At 32.7% G+C, this 15,645-nt stretch carries 14 protein-coding genes, 1 pseudogene and 1 riboswitch; of the genes and pseudogenes, 1 reads left to right on the plus strand and 14 read right to left on the minus strand.

Annotation, left to right across the window (positions count from 1 at the left end; translation table 11 throughout):
• Positions 1–203: 203 nt before the first annotated feature.
• Positions 204–1,100, plus strand: a complete 897-nt coding sequence (locus tag EQM13_RS15555) for an SDR family oxidoreductase (RefSeq protein WP_128753151.1) — start codon at positions 204–206, stop codon at positions 1,098–1,100.
• Positions 1,101–1,341: 241 nt separating this feature from the next.
• Here EQM13_RS15555 and ehuA read toward each other — a convergent pair whose 3' ends face one another.
• The 14 genes and pseudogenes from ehuA to EQM13_RS15625 all read right to left on the minus strand — a co-directional run bounded on the left by ehuA (position 1,342) and on the right by EQM13_RS15625 (position 15,512).
• Complete coding sequence (ehuA, locus tag EQM13_RS15560; protein WP_454665254.1) at positions 1,342–2,127, minus strand: ectoine/hydroxyectoine ABC transporter ATP-binding protein EhuA; 786 nt, start codon at positions 2,125–2,127, stop codon at positions 1,342–1,344.
• 11 nt (positions 2,128–2,138) lie between these two features.
• Complete coding sequence (gene ehuD / locus EQM13_RS15565) at positions 2,139–2,792, minus strand: ectoine/hydroxyectoine ABC transporter permease subunit EhuD (RefSeq protein WP_071140657.1); 654 nt, start codon at positions 2,790–2,792, stop codon at positions 2,139–2,141.
• Between the two features lies 1 nt (position 2,793).
• Entirely contained in the window at positions 2,794–3,441 is a 648-nt protein-coding gene (ehuC, locus tag EQM13_RS15570; protein ID WP_071140656.1) for an ectoine/hydroxyectoine ABC transporter permease subunit EhuC, read from the minus strand.
• A 26-nt stretch (positions 3,442–3,467) separates the two neighbouring features.
• Positions 3,468–4,379: an ectoine/hydroxyectoine ABC transporter substrate-binding protein EhuB gene (gene ehuB / locus EQM13_RS15575; protein WP_071140655.1), complete on the minus strand. Its 912-nt coding sequence runs from the start codon at positions 4,377–4,379 to the stop codon at positions 3,468–3,470.
• A 174-nt stretch (positions 4,380–4,553) separates the two neighbouring features.
• Positions 4,554–4,688: riboswitch (cyclic di-AMP (ydaO/yuaA leader) on the minus strand.
• A gap of 282 nt (positions 4,689–4,970) precedes the next feature.
• Positions 4,971–5,687: pseudogene (locus tag EQM13_RS15580) on the minus strand (IS1634 family transposase); the annotation flags it as partial.
• A 116-nt stretch (positions 5,688–5,803) separates the two neighbouring features.
• Positions 5,804–6,349, minus strand: coding sequence for a radical SAM protein (locus tag EQM13_RS18560; RefSeq protein WP_206173017.1), 546 nt, complete (start codon positions 6,347–6,349; stop codon positions 5,804–5,806).
• Between the two features lie 40 nt (positions 6,350–6,389).
• The gene (locus tag EQM13_RS15590; RefSeq protein ID WP_128753153.1) at positions 6,390–7,337 is read right to left on the minus strand and encodes an IS982 family transposase; all 948 of its coding nucleotides are present in this window, start codon (positions 7,335–7,337) and stop codon (positions 6,390–6,392) included.
• Between the two features lie 118 nt (positions 7,338–7,455).
• On the minus strand, positions 7,456–9,171 hold the full coding sequence (locus EQM13_RS15595) for an ABC transporter ATP-binding protein (RefSeq protein ID WP_128753154.1): 1,716 nt from the start codon (positions 9,169–9,171) through the stop codon (positions 7,456–7,458).
• Positions 9,172–9,702: 531 nt separating this feature from the next.
• A complete protein-coding gene (locus EQM13_RS15600) occupies positions 9,703–9,990 on the minus strand; it encodes a hypothetical protein (RefSeq protein ID WP_206172724.1) in 288 nt (95 codons plus the stop codon).
• 178 nt (positions 9,991–10,168) lie between these two features.
• A complete protein-coding gene (locus EQM13_RS15605) occupies positions 10,169–11,029 on the minus strand; it encodes a uroporphyrinogen decarboxylase family protein (protein ID WP_128753155.1) in 861 nt (286 codons plus the stop codon).
• Positions 11,030–11,040: 11 nt separating this feature from the next.
• Complete coding sequence (locus EQM13_RS15610) at positions 11,041–12,765, minus strand: ASKHA domain-containing protein (RefSeq protein WP_128753156.1); 1,725 nt, start codon at positions 12,763–12,765, stop codon at positions 11,041–11,043.
• The gene (locus EQM13_RS15615) at positions 12,765–13,772 is read right to left on the minus strand and encodes a uroporphyrinogen decarboxylase family protein (protein ID WP_240662951.1); all 1,008 of its coding nucleotides are present in this window, start codon (positions 13,770–13,772) and stop codon (positions 12,765–12,767) included. The genes EQM13_RS15610 and EQM13_RS15615 overlap by 1 nt, the downstream gene beginning before the upstream one ends.
• 3 nt (positions 13,773–13,775) lie before the next feature.
• Positions 13,776–14,849 carry a uroporphyrinogen decarboxylase family protein gene (locus EQM13_RS15620; RefSeq protein ID WP_128753157.1) on the minus strand — a complete coding sequence of 358 codons (1,074 nt, stop codon included), beginning with the start codon at positions 14,847–14,849 and terminating at the stop codon, positions 13,776–13,778.
• A gap of 15 nt (positions 14,850–14,864) precedes the next feature.
• The gene (locus EQM13_RS15625; RefSeq protein WP_128753158.1) at positions 14,865–15,512 is read right to left on the minus strand and encodes a corrinoid protein; all 648 of its coding nucleotides are present in this window, start codon (positions 15,510–15,512) and stop codon (positions 14,865–14,867) included.
• Between the last annotated feature and the right edge of the window lie 133 nt (positions 15,513–15,645).

Genomic DNA, 15,645 nt, shown 5'->3' on the forward strand with positions numbered 1-15,645 from the left:
AAATCAATAATTCAATCAAAAATATGTTCTATCAATATAATTTTTTTTCAAATTTTGTACATAATAAAATATTATGATGGAAAATCAAGACCTATTAAATCAGGGAATTAACCGGATAATTTTAATAGCGTCAGTTCCTGTTTGACCATACCGACAATACTTTTTCATATCATAATAATATAAAATAAATTAGGAGGAATAATATGCTCTATTATCCGCATATAGGATACAAAGAAAAACGTACCACAGAACCGACTACGTTTCCGCCTCAGCATCAGACTATGCAGCCCGGATTTGAATATGTCATGTCTCCAAATCCGATTTTTGATAATCCCAATTATGTCGGAACCGAAAAATTACGCAATAAAGTTGCTCTTATTTCCGGAGGCGACAGCGGTATCGGCAAAGCTGCAGCAATTGCCTTTGCCAAAGAAGGAGCCGACATTTCCATAGTCTACTATAATGAACATGAAGATTCCAAGGAAACAGAAAAATACATCAATAATTTAGGAAGAAAATGTATTCTGATCTCTGGTGATTTAAGAGAAGAGGCATTTTGCAAAAAAGCAGTTGATGATACTATCGATGCTTTTAAGCACCTTGATATATTAGTAAACAATGCCGGAGTACAGTTCCCGCAAAACAGTCTGAAGGATATAACTGCGGAACAGTTTGAACATACTTTCCGTGTTAATATTTTTTCATTCTTTTATATTACAAAAGCGGCTCTTCCTTATTTAAAAAGCGGAAGTGCTATTATAAATACAACATCAATTACTGCCTACGCAGGCGATGAATTACTGATCGACTATTCTGCCACCAAGGGAGCCATCGTAAGTTTCACACGATCATTGGCAAAATCCCTCGTAGCACAGGGAATACGTGTAAACGGTGTGGCACCGGGCCCTATTTGGACTCCTCTTCAGCCTGCAAGTTTTCCTAAAGAATATATAACAACATTCGGCACGGATACTCTTATGAAAAGAGCCGGTCAACCTGTGGAACTGGCGCCAACTTACGTTTATCTGGCATCCGATGATTCTACTTATGTTACCGGGCAAATTCTTCATGTAGACGGAGGAGCTTCTATGAGTTCTTAACAAAAAAATAATAGGCAAAATATACAAATTCTCCTTCTTAGCAGATATTTATTTTAATTATTTCGGGCAGAACAGAATATCTACCCGAAATGATTTATTGATATTTATTTTAGTATATTATTTAATTTTTTATAGAATATCCATGTGACTTTATATTTTGTCAATATAACATACCATTTGATAAAATTATACTGTTATCTTTCATCTCATATAACTTTGGAATTTTACAATATCAGAAATTTCAGGAATTAAACCTGGATAAAAATGTCTGCAGCCTTGGGGTTTTAGGATTATCAAACAATTCATCCGGAGATCCTTGTTCAACTATTACTCCTTCATCAAAGAATACTATTCTGTCGGCTATTTCTCGTGCAAAATCCATTTCATGGGTTATTAAAAGCATAGTCATATCGGTGTCGTTGCCTTCGACAGCTATTTCTTTTATAACATCCAGCACTTCACCAACTAATTCGGGATCAAGAGCCGATGTAGGTTCGTCAAACAGCATTATTTTAGGTTTCATTACCAAAGCTCGTGCAATGGCAACTCTTTGCTTTTGACCTCCCGACAGTTGAACAGGATAAATATTTAATTTGTCTATTAAGCCGACTTTTTTTATCATAAGTTCGGCTTGTTTCTTAGCTTCTTTTTTAGACATTCCCAAAACCGTTATAGGGGCTTCCATTACGTTATTCAATACAGTCATATGGGGAAAAAGATAAAAATGTTGAAAAACCATACCAATATCCTTTCTCATTTCGTGAAGATGCTTTTCCTTTGCTCTGACTAATTTGCCGTTTATTTTTTCATGCCACAAAAGTTTGCCTTCAACTTCAATCGTACCGGATGACGGTTCTTCCAATGTCATTAAAAGTCTGGCTAAAGTCGTTTTCCCCGACCCGCTTGGCCCGATCAGAGCAACCTTTTCTCCCGGATAAATTTCAAAATCTATCCCTTTCAAAACTTTCAGATCACCATAAGCTTTAGTGATTTTATTATAACGAATTATAGGTTTTATTGTAATCACTCCTTTCTTTATTAAAATTTTTTATTTAATCGTACATCCAAGCTCTTTATTAATCTCGATGACGGATAGCTAAGTATAAAAAATATAATGCCTACTATTGTAAACCCTTCCAAATATTTAAAAGAACCCGCACCAATTATTTTAGCAGTCTGCAGAATTTCGACAAGTGTTATTGCAGATAATAGGGGAGTTTCCTTAAACATCGTAATTAAATAATTACCTAAAACGGGTAAAATAGGAGGTATCGCTTGAGGCAGTATTATCTTAGTCCAAGTTTCCATCCGTGTAAAATTTAAAGCCTTTGCTGCTTCCCACTGGCCCTGAGGCACATTTTCAATACCGCTTCTATAAACCTCTGACAAATAGGTACTATAATGAATTCCTAAACCTAAAATTCCGGCAGAAAGTGGCTCAAGTGTTAAACCGTATTCAGGAAATACATAAAAAATAAAATATAGTTGTACTAACAAAGGTGTATTTCTGATAAATAAGACTACCCCATTAGTTAAACGAGATACTGGCTTTATTCTTGATTTGGATAAAATGGATAATACTAAACCAAATACAAGAGCAAGAAAAAATCCTGCAAAGGTTGCTACAATAGTGATTTTTAAAGATGCCAATATTTTAGGTAGTATGTTTATAGCAAATTTCCAATCAAACATATTAAACCCTCCATACGGACAGCTTGCATTCCAACATCTTAATACCATATGTTAAAGGTAAGGAAATAACAAAATATATAATTAAAAGCAAGCCGTAAATTTTTGTTGTTTCAAATGTAGAAGAATTAAGTATATTGGCGTGATATGTTAAATCAGCCAGTGTAATCATAGAAACAAGAGACGTACTTTTTAACAGCTCTATCAGCTGATTACCCAAGTTGGGCAACATCGTTACAAATGCTTGAGGTATTATAACTCTCCGCATACTTTGAAATGAAGTCATATTTAATGCTATACAAGCTTCTGTTTGCCCTTGAGGAATTGAATTAACCGCACTTCTGACAATTTCAGAACAATAGGCACCAAAATTTAATCCTATAGCAAGAATAGCCGTAGATATCGCAGAAAATTTTATACCCAATAAAGGCAAAGCAAAATACAACCAAAAAAGTTGAACTAATAGAGAAGTCCCACGAAAAACTTCTACATACATTCCCGATATAATCCGTAATATTTTATATTTTGATAAACGTGCCAACCCTGCAGTAAATCCCAAAATAAAAGCAAGAATTGTAGAAAATAATGTAACTATAATTGTAACTTTAAGGCCTCCCTTCAAAAGGGAGATGAGCAGCTCAAATGTGCTCAACTATAACACTTCCTTCCAAATATAAATTATTTAATTAAATTTTTAATTGTAATATCTCCTGGAAGTTCATTTTCAGTAAACCCAAACGGTTCAATAATTTCAAGAAGTTTTCCTGATTCCCGAAGCTTCTTTAATTCTTTATTAAAAGCATCAACAAAATCCTGGTCTGACTTTCTGAATGCCGTTGCTCCGTAACCAATCACACTTTCACCATCAATAACAGGTTGTGTGAAATCCGTCACGCGCTCAATTTTATCATCCTCTGAAGAGTCAAGAGTGGCCTGCAGTGACGGACCTGTTGCGGTAATTGCGTCTACTCGCCCTGATTGTAAAGCCGCCAGAGCCGAAGGCATATCAGGAACAGTGACAATGCGTTTCTTATCTAACCCGACAGCCACTAAGTAATCATATTCTATTGCTCCTCCCGGTACTGCAATTTTAGCAGAATCATGATTTGCAATGTCTTCATAACTGTGTAAGTCGAGAGGATTGCCTTTTTTCACGGCAATAGCTTCCCCAATTTTATATTCAGGATTAGCAAAACTTACATCCTTTGCACGTTCAGGTGTTACAAACATACCGGCAGTAACCATATCAAATCTTTTTGCTTTTAAGCCCGGAATTAATGAGCCGAATTCAGTCAAAATACCTTCAACCTTAGTGATGCCTAAATTCTCAAGAACTGCTCTTGCAACCTCCACCGCCTCACCTGTAAGCTTACCTTCCGCTGTTTGATATGCATATGGTTTCTCATTTGCAAACCCAATTGTTACAGAACCAAGCCTTTGCGCTTTCTCTAATGTCGTTTCGTTTTCGGGCGCCCCTTCTTTTGATTGTAAATTTTCCTTTGAATCTTGGCACCCTGTTAAAAATATTACCAGCAAACCGATTGATAATAGAACTGTTAATAAATTTGTTGCCGTTTTAAATTTTTTCATTTTTTTCTCCTTTCTATTTTAAATACTCAATAAAAAAATACTTAAAATATATTTTTAAGTACTCAGAAAATGCTGAAACAGCCCTATAATATTGGAATATTAAAATAGAAAAACAAAAAGGGCTTTTTATAGCCCAAAAGAAAAAACACGCATAATTGAAAAAACAGAAATGGTTAAATTTGTTTCATACGCTTACGAGGTTAGCTGACGGGTTCGGATAGAAACTACCCTATGTTTTAATAAAGCAAAACAATGCACCCCAACGTTGGTTCCCCCGTTTTCCTTTTGGAAATTCAGCAAAATATAACTTTACTGAGTTGTTTAACTTATAAAGATATAATTTAATAGACATATCTTAATGGATATAATTTAATAAAAATGGTAACACATATTATTTTTAATGTCAAGGCGAAAAATTCTCCGAACATAAATTTTGTATTAAGATTTAATCGAAATCCAATACCATTAAAATGAATTGATTATTCGGGTCTTTGACAGTTGAAGAATAAAAAAATCGCTAAAGTCATTGAAATGGCTTTATTTTTTTGTCAAATTTAAAATATTTATATTGCGGAATGCACCTCCTATATATAATATAATCCCGTCTCCATCCATAAATAGTCCCATTTCTACAATAGGGTTGGGTCTGTTTTCTTTACTGGGCCCGTATTGTTTGTCGCCTTCTTCTTGTTCAATTTCAAAGAAGTAGTTTGTGCAGTCGTAGTAAAGAATTTTATTGTTACGTTTAGAAACAGCAAGACTATTTTTGTAGAGCTCAGACTGTATAAAATCCGATTCCTTGGCAATTACTTCAAGAGCACGGTAAATGTGTTGTAATTCAAAATCAGGCTGCTCCAAAAAAGTTCCGGAGAGTTGATATGTATTAAGCTTTGAGCAAGGGAAAAGAATTCTTCCGTAAATCAATCTTGAGAGGATAGAATCAAGATTAAAAGAGAATTTATATCTGTCAGAAATATCTTTGCAGATTCGGTTAAGCTTCAAGTCGTGATACAATCTTTGAAGAAAAAGGTATCCCCCATTAAAAGACACCTGTTCTCCTCTATTGATAAGTTTGGACTGTGTACGTTTTATGATGACTTGTCTGCTTTCTTCTTTTTCTTTTTCATTTAATTTTTTAACATAGTCTTTTGCCCATTCATAGGGATTCTGACCATTAAGTTTTTCACGTAGTTGTTTTTCCGTACCAAGTTTTTCAACGGTGATAGTACGTTCTTTTTTATTTTCATAAACAGTTTTAGTAACATAGTAAGAAGCAGAATTTTTTGAACGAGATACTTTCAATCTCATAACCAACCCTCCCATACGTATATATTTTATTATAATACATCACGCGACATCACCCAATAATTATTTTTAAAAATTGACAAAAAAATAAAGTCTTTTCAATGACTTTCGTACTTTTTTTATTCTTCAACTGTCAAAGGCCCGAGAGGCAATTCTATTGTGGTTAAAAAATATTTCAATTGTTGTATCTGTAATACGCACATCGACTTTATTTCTGATATACTGATAGGGGACAGAGTAGTACATCTTATTAAACTAAATTGTATACTAATATTCTGGTATTCATGAAATAACAAAAATAACTTCTTGCTAAAAATAGTACCATTAGTAGCTACTATTAAATTAAATCCTTTATCTAAAATATATTTACATACTTCAATAAATTCTTTATATAATAATGGTTCTCCACCACTTAAAACTATGTCACTAATCCCAATTTTAGATGCATCTTCAATTATCTTTTTCAATAAATCATATGATAACATGTGTAAATTACCTTCTCCGAATTTTCCAAAGCAATGTTTACAACGTAAATTACAATCAGAAGTTATCTCTATATAAATACTTTTAGGTTTAACTCTGGTTTCAAAATTATTTAAATTAACTTGTTGTGCTAACAGATATATAACCCAACTGAGGGATATTATGGCAATATAAAGATATATAGTATCCCTATATAATTAGCCGCTAAATATTTTGGATTATTTATCCAAATATAAGAGCTTTGATCCTTGAAAAATTAGTATCTCTGCCTATAAGCATATTGATATAATAGCATAGATTATAGGCTAATAGCTTGGTTTTTATCCTTGTTATAAGACCCCAGAGCGATTTAGCACGGACTCTTTCAATATTAAGGTGCTCTGTTAGCTGTGATGTTGTAGTCTCAATCCTTCGTCTGAGTTTAAAAATTAACTGCCTGAAGGCTTTGGAATATTGAACTTTTTCATTGTCTCTTTTTAAGGGAATAAGGTCAATGTTTTTTTCTTGCTTAAGCGTAGAAACCAAATTCTTATGAGTGTACCCTTTATCACCAAGTACAGTGATTGAGGCATAGTTCTTTAATATATCCCACAAACTATCACGGTCATCAGTGTTTGATGATGTTAACTCGAAGTCTGTGATGAATCCATCAAGTGTTACTAAGAGGTGCAATTTGTAACCAAAATAAATCTCCTTTTTAGAAGGACAATTTCCATAAGTTGCACCATAACCTCTAAAAGTTTTATGAAACTTTGCTCTACCGAATTTACACACAGGCAATGGAATACTGTCAACAATTCTAACAGGACTATTTTGGTTTCTCGTGATAGCAGATAACCGTTTACGGATTTCGTCAATAACTGCATGCAGTGATCTGCAAGTTCTATTAAATCTAGTCCTGCCGCAAAGTTTGGGAAATAGGTCCTTGAAATTTTTCTCACAGAACCCAAGCCAAGCTTTTTCTGAATCAATAGTAAGCAGTTCACCAATGATACTTATGGTAATTATTTCACTGTCACTCAGTATAGAATCATTAGCATTTCGACGATTCTTTATATGTGTTGGAGTTATTTCTTGGTAAATGTCATCTATAATAACATAGGCAATTATTACCAAGTCTTTAAAATTTTCTATTTCTTTGATAAAATAAGATTTATGAAGCTCCGGCATATTTATAACCTCCTTAGTTGCATTATTATCTATTTAACTATACCAACTATAGGTTAACATAATATGTTGGGGCTTTTCATTTGTAAGTTTTTCCTATAAAATCAACTAGCACAACAGGTTAATTTATTTTAATATAATTATTATAATCTTCGCATTCGGATAATAATTTATAATGACTATTTATATAATAGTTACCGTTTTTACCAAGATAAATTACCAAATCAGCTTTATTCAAAATTTCAAAATTATGTGTAACAAAAATTATAGTCCTATGGCGGTTATATATCTCATCGGATATTATTTTCTGAGATTCATTATCCAAAGCATTAGTATATTCATCCAAAAGTAAAATTTGGGGTTGTCTAATAATCGATCTCGCCAAGCCTATTTTTTGTTTTTGTCCTCCCGATAAATTAGCCCCGTTATTATGGATAATATAGCCCTTCGGTAGATCTTTGACTAAATCATTCAATTGGCATATATCCGTAACATAATTCAGTTTGTCTTCATTATCATAATTCCCCAAAAAAATATTATTGCTTACGGTATCACTATATATATAAGATTCTTGTAATACATAACTTAAGTTATCCCTTAATACCTTTTCGTCAATATTATTAAGTAATATATTTCCCACATAAATTTCTCCGCTGTCAGGCTTGTACAAACCTGAAATTAATTTTAACAATGTGCTTTTTCCGGTACCGTTTTTCCCAACTATGGCAACTTTACTTCCTTCCGGAATATAAAAAGACATATTATTTATAATTTTCTTACTTTGATATCTAAAATTTACACTTTTAAACTCAATATCCCAGTTTGCTATATCGGTTTTAGCTATACGGCCTTTCTCTTCAATTTTTATATTTTTTTCATTAAAAATATCATTAAATCTTTTTAATGAATTTTCTAATGCACTGAATATTATTACATTATTGAATACTTCCATGATTATTACAAAAATATTTCCCGTATAAAGTATTAATGATGTTATTTCCCCCGGTTTAACCATACTTTTACCGCTACCTGATAATAATAAAATTAAAGAAATAATTATTATTCCAAATAAACTTAAACTCATAACAGAAGTTGATGAGATTAAATTACACTTTAATCTGTTCTGTCCCCAATTTTCTTCTGTTTTATTATAATTATTTAGTATATACTTTTCACTATTAAATATTTTTATTGTACTAAGGCTATTTATTATTTCATGAGTAAAATCTATAAGTTTTGCATTACTTTCTATTTCTTTTTTAGAAGCATCTTTTTGTTTTTTTGAAATATATTTTGTCAGTAAAGCCATTACCAAAACAAAAGGAATTATCAAAAAAGCAATGATATAGTTAATTTTAAATATAAAATAAAAGGTAAATATAAGTACAAATAATGACTTTCCAAACCAATAAACAATTTCTAAAATCGACTCAACCAACTCTTTTATAGCATTATAAATTCTCGTAACATATTCACTTGTTTGAAGATTGTTGCTCTCATTTAAATATTTGATATCCAATAGTTTATTTATAGATTTTATTCTTAAATTTTTTTCTAAGTTTACCCTTATACTTTCACCATAATATGTACTAAAAAAGCTGAATATTAAATTTGAAAATCTAATCAATATATAAACAAAAATTAACTTAAGTACACTACTCGTTAATCCCTTTTCTACTGTTATTAAATCAATAATATTACCTAATAATCTATTTGGGTACACACTCAAAAATGAAATAATCATATAAACAGTAATCAAAAATAAAATTTTTTTAAGAAAAGCCTTAATTATTTTTTTAAAATCTATATGTAATCTTTTTACCTCACTAAGAAACATATTCTTCTCCTTTCTAATCAATTATATAATAATCAAGTATCTTAAATACCTAATATGTATATCGTTTTCCTGGCTTTAATCATATTACTATTCTAAAATATGTCAATCCCAATTTTACAATAATTTAAATAAACTGCCTAAAAATTAGTATGAACAGCCTTTTTGAAACCCACGTTTTTAAATAAAAAACGCAAAAATTACTCTACTTCTTCGGTACTATTCAGCAATCCGACTCCCTTGTACATTGGATTACCTTGCTTTGTTATCACTTGATTTATCCTACTTCTCTGCGTAAGAGCCATAGGGTCTCCCAAGTTGACCGAATCATATCAATGTGTAGAGCGAAAAGCATTGGACCCCGAGGAAGACAACATATTCTTGCATAGCGAATATATTGATGTTGTTTTCTGTCCTGATTGGGATTTCGAGACTCTATCCTTTTAACTAATGTTTACCGCCTACTACCTAACTGTCCACGCTTAACATCATAAGTCGCCTGACCGATGCTCAAGGCTCGCTATAAGTGGTTTGCTAAACCTTATTCCAAGTATTTTTATTTTCATAATTAAATTCAAATACCTTATTTTTAAAAATGGCAATAACATCTGTTTCTTTCCAAAAATGCATATACCAATCCCCAATAATATGCTTAGACAACTCCTGTATTTCTTCCTTTGTTACATCGACCTCATACATATGCCACCTATCGACAGGATTGGTATGTCCTGTTATCCGCATTTTTCTTACGTTCAGTTCATTAAGTAATCTGTTGTCGTCAAGACTCTCCTCTACAATAATTCCGGTATAATCCTTTGCCATTATCTTCACTCCTTATAATTTATTCACACTTATTAATCAAGTGAAATTTTATAAAAATTTACAACTTCCAATTTTTATGTTCATTTTCATTTCGTTACAAACATATTAACATAAACTTATTACAAAACTATATATTTTATAAATATATATAGATAAGTTCTCGTCCATATTTTCCTCTTCATTTAATATTGCAAACAACTACTTGATTTCTAAACCTATCCGTCTTTAAACACCAATGTCCGATAAACTTTATGTCCTTTCTTTTTAGCTTTGCATTTTGAATCATTTGAAAATAATCTTTTCCTTCCGTCTCAATTATTTCACTTTCCAACAGCCCTGTAGCCTCAAGGGAAGTAGATGTTTTCCCGCAAAGATGGACAACGGATTTTCCCAACCCTTTCTCTATTCTTTTTAATATGTTATATGTAGCCTTTCCCGATAATTCCTTATAAATTTTAGGCCCAACTATGTCTATGGTTCCCGCCGGATCGGCAAAAGAAATAATATCCGCGCTTCGTTTTATCCCTTCCGATATGTATTCAACCGCACTATTTTCAATCAGTTTTAACAATGAATCTATTTTATGTCTATCTTTTCGGAGAATTTTATAAAACAATTGACTGTCCATAACAGATGTAGCTATACTTATGGGACCGCCGATATTAAGCACTACATTCTCTCCATTCTTTTTTAGAATACTTACCGCTTTTAAAACCTCAGATATCCTCCCCTTATTTAAATCAATTTGCTGTATGCTGCCAATTGAATCCATATCTTCAATTCTATATTTTCCGATTCTGTTTCCTACCCTTTGATTAAATATAACTTCAGAACCAAAGGCCTCTGCTTCTACAGTATGGCAAAAAGGCAATCTGCAATATTCTTTTTTATTTTCTTCTTTAATCAATTCTGATAGCATCGCCATTTCGGAAGCCCTGTTATTTGCGGTTTCATATGATATCTTTAACTTTTCCAATAATTTATCCGGTATTATATCTATTTCATTTCCGATACATTTAAAAATATTTATAGTTTCCATATTATCACCTTCTAAAAATTTAATTGGGATACGAAAACATCCTGGAAATTTTCTTTAAGGGACAATTCCAACGTCTTTACATTTTTGCTTATGTAATATGCCTTTTTAAGGCATTGTTTATTTATCAAAACAAGTCTTGCGCCTTCTAAGGAAGTGTTCCCCAAAAATCTTATTTCTCCCCTAAATCCCTTAGGAATAAGCCCTATTGTTTTTATATTATCAGGATTAATGTGGTATCCAAAAGCCCCTGCAATATATATGGTCGATATTTTTTGTATGTTTAATCCTATTTCATCCAAGAGTAAAATCATACCTGAAGCTATGGCTCCCTTTGCCAATTGAATTTGTCTTATATCTTTTTGAGAAATATATACATCGTCTGTTATATAAAATTTCTTATCTGCTAATCTCCAGGCTATCTTAGAATCTAAATTTTTACTCCATCTTCCGGATTTCTGAAGTATATTTCTTTTAACTAATGCTCCTACTATATCTATAAGTCCGCTCCCACAAATCCCTATGGGTTTTTCGTTCCCTATTACGGTATAACGAATATTAAATTCTTCATCTATATCAAAGGTTTCTATAGCACCTTCCTTTGCACGACATCCGCATTCTATATTCATACCTTCTAAGGCAGGCCCCGCTGCAGTAGAGGTAGATATTATATCCCCGTCTTTTAAAACCGCAATTTCTCCGTTTGTTCCTATATCTATAAAAACAGCTTCTTTATTATTTTGAAAGTCCGATGCCATGATGCCTGATACTATATCCCCTCCTACATATGAAGAAATAGATGGAATTACCGTAAGCACAGCTTCATCATTGGCTTCAATGGATATATCCTTTGCTTTGATGTCATCTGTTCTTAGAAATACAGCCCTATAGGGAAATTTAGCTAATGACTCTGGATTAATCCCAAGTAAAAGATGATTCATAGTAGTATTGGCAGAAACAGTAATATAATAAATATCATCTATATTATAAATATTTCCTGTTAAGCTTTTTATTGAATTATTTATTTCGTTAACTATAAGTTCATGGAGTTTATCTGTTCCTGATTTATTTTCCATACAGTATGTAATCCTTGTAAGCACGTCCCCGCCGTATTGAATCTGAGGATTTAAAAAGGATAATTTTTTTATTATTTCTCCATTTGACAAATCTATTAGATAGCAGGAAACACCTGTTGTTCCAACATCTATAGCCACCCCCAATATGTTCTTTTTATATGTTGTAATATCTAATAATTTGTTGTCATACACTATTCCCCATATTTCTTCTGGATTATTTTCTTCTATGAGGCTTATTTTTTTATATAACTCCGGGGAATTAAAATGATATCCGAGATAATCGGCATACGGTAAAGGATTGTCTTTACAAATACCAGGAAGTTTTATATTTTTAACAGGGCTGTCTACAGGAACATCAATACTAAAACCTTTATTTACTGTTTTTAATCTTTCTTCATTTTTTAAAATCCCTACTTGCGTATCTCCAAATACTAATGCCATACAGGACAGTCTTTCAGATTTATTTTCATCTATAATTTTTTTCTCCATTTCGCTAGGATCGGATAGCTTTCCTTTTGCAACTACCTTACATTTACCGCAAATTCCCATACCATTACATGGAGCCTCAATGCTTAATCCAGCCTTTCTGATGGCATCCAATAAAACAGTGCCTTTTTTTACTTCAATACTTATATTCTCATTAATGAATTTAACTATGGGCATTATATACTTCCTTTCACACATTCCGTCATTGCCTTAAGGTTTTCAACAGGAGTTGACATGTCCAGTCCACACGCAGGGGACACAATATCCACTCCGGAATCTATGGCATTTTTGGTAAATGATATAATTTTTTCCAGAGGTCCGTTCTGTAACAGAAGTGTACTTATGTTTCCCATTAATCTTGTATTAATTTTAGATTTTACAAATCTCATATTTACCATAGAATCAAAACTAAGGGCGTTTGCTTCCAGCAAATTCAAACTATAGATTATATTTTTTGTATCACCGCATATATGAATTATTACGGGAGTATCAATATCTTTCATGACTTTTAAAAACTTAGTATACATAGGCATTGCAAATTTATCAAAATTTCTCTTTCCCAATATTTCTCCCGTTGCCGTAGGATCCGACACGGTAATGACATCAGCTCCTGCTTTTACCATCTTTTTAGCATATTCTATGAGATAATCATTTATATATTCAATAAATTTATATGCTCTCTCCGGTTGTTTTTTTAACATTCTGAATAACTTAAGGGGATCCACAACAGATGTGGCTGTGCTTATGGGACCCGTAATATTCCCTATAACAGGCACTTTATCGTTTTTTAACCTTCCGATAGCTTCGATTACAGTTTGGACTCTTAAATTTACCGATGATTCCGAGTCGAAAGATTCCATTATATCTTCTACGTCTGATTGATTATACTCCACTATCTTCGGCTCATTTTCTTTGTCTCCTTCGCTGATAATTACACCGAATGGTTCTGATTCACATGTCATACAAAAGGGAACACCGTAATTTTCAAACCCTACAATTTCATGAACCTTAATTGCAGCAGATACCATAGCATCCAAATCTGTATTATGATTAGCTTTTATCCCTTCTAAAATAGCCGTAACCGCGGCATTCATCATACCTCCGGGGCATATAACCGGGGGCCTGTCCACTTTTTCACCTCTTAAAATTTTTAATAATCTTTCCTTTTGAGTCATATTTTTCATTCCTTAATCTCCATTAAATAACAGTTCTTCTTTGATAGGGTAACTTCCATATATCCTTGTTCCATCAATTAATGCTTCGATATTTTCCATTGGAGTATACATAGGTATCTCACATCCTGATGCAAGAATATACCCTTTTTTGCTGTTATAAGCTTTTCTGATACATTCTTTTACCGATTTCAGTACATCTTCCTTGGTGCCCCTCTGTATTACGTCAACAGGAGGAACATTACCCAATATTGTAACTCTGTCACCCATTATTTTTTTGGCCTCTTCAAGATCTTCCGCATTATCTATGCTAAAACTTGAAACTCCCGTGTCCATAACCGATTCCCAAATATCTTTGCTTTTACCGCAAATATGTATTCCCATACTGTGTCCTGTTAATGACTTCATTTTATCTACATTCTTTTTAATATACGGAGCAGAAAAATTTTTAAATTGTTTGGCACTTATTAAGCTCGTGGATGAAATAGGTTCTGATATTCCTACCCCTACACCTATATCTACAGCCTTTTCTATAAATCGATTGTTAGATTCCGTTATTATTTCAAGCAATGTATGAATCTTATCAGGGTATTTCAACATCCACTTCAATAAATTTTCAGTACCAACCACCGACGCAGCAGTAGTAAACGGCCCCGGCATAGACAATCCAACATCCACCTCATGACCAATTTCCTTAATTACAATTCTTACTGCTTTAAATACCAGCGGAAGTCTGCCGTCTTTTTCGGGGTTGCAAGGTTTCAAATTTTCTATTTCATCAATATTTTTTACAACGGGAGTATCTAAAAATGAAATATTGTTTTCCGGGTAGCAAATCTTTGAACCCATTGCTTCGGCAATTCCCCTTAAAGTAGTAGTAATACTTACTCCATCTTGTCTTAGTATTTTAAATGACTCTATTACGGCTTCTGCCATTCCCTCTGCAGAATGATAATAGTCTTTTAAAGTCATTCCTATGAGTGGAACCATGATAACTCCCATGTCCGGGACACACGGAATCCGATCTGTTTCAAGCCCTTGTGCAAAAGCCGACATCCTCTCTTTTGGTGTCATTTGATCATCTTTCAATTTTAGTCCCCCAATCTAATTATTTGCTGCTATAACCTTCATTTTTTTTACTGCAGAATTAGCATCAACAGCATAAGCATCTGCCCCTATTTCGTCGGCAAACTTTTGAGAAATAGGTCCCCCGCCAACCATTACTTTATATTTGTTTCTTATATTTTTTTTCTTCAACATATCTATTACAGTCTTCATTCCCATCATAGTAGTTGTCATCAAAGTAGACATACAAATAAAATCCGCCTTTGTCTCTTCCGCCGCAGCTATAAATCTTTCAAGGGGTACATCTCTGCCTAAATCATGTACTTCAATTCCTGCCGATTCGGTCATTATTTTGACTAAATTTTTCCCGATGTCATGAGTATCTCCTTCCACAACTCCTATAACTGCTTTAATAGGATTATCTGTAATCTCGGTTTTTATATGAGGTCTTAAAATATCCAACCCTATATTCAAAGTATCAGAACAAGTAAGTACTTCAGGAAGAAAATATTCATGTTCTTCATAAAGTTGTCCGACTTTATTCATTCCTGATAATAAACCTCTTGTAATCGTTTTTTCTGCAGGAATTGAAAATGTCAAGGATTCTTTGCAGAGTTTTTCAACTAACTCATCTTCCATATCTACTACTGCTGTACTTATTTCTTCAAATAAATGTTCTTCATTCATTTAAAAATCCCCCTTGCTTTTATTTCTACCTATTATTATATATAAATAAAAATAATATTCTAATAGTTATAATTTATCAATGTTTTGTTTAGTATAGAGTAAAATTATACAATAAAAACAGCACAAAAGAACC

Origin of the sequence: Acidilutibacter cellobiosedens (assembly GCF_004103715.1) — a bacterium.
GTDB lineage: Bacteria > Bacillota > Clostridia > Tissierellales > Acidilutibacteraceae > Acidilutibacter > Acidilutibacter cellobiosedens.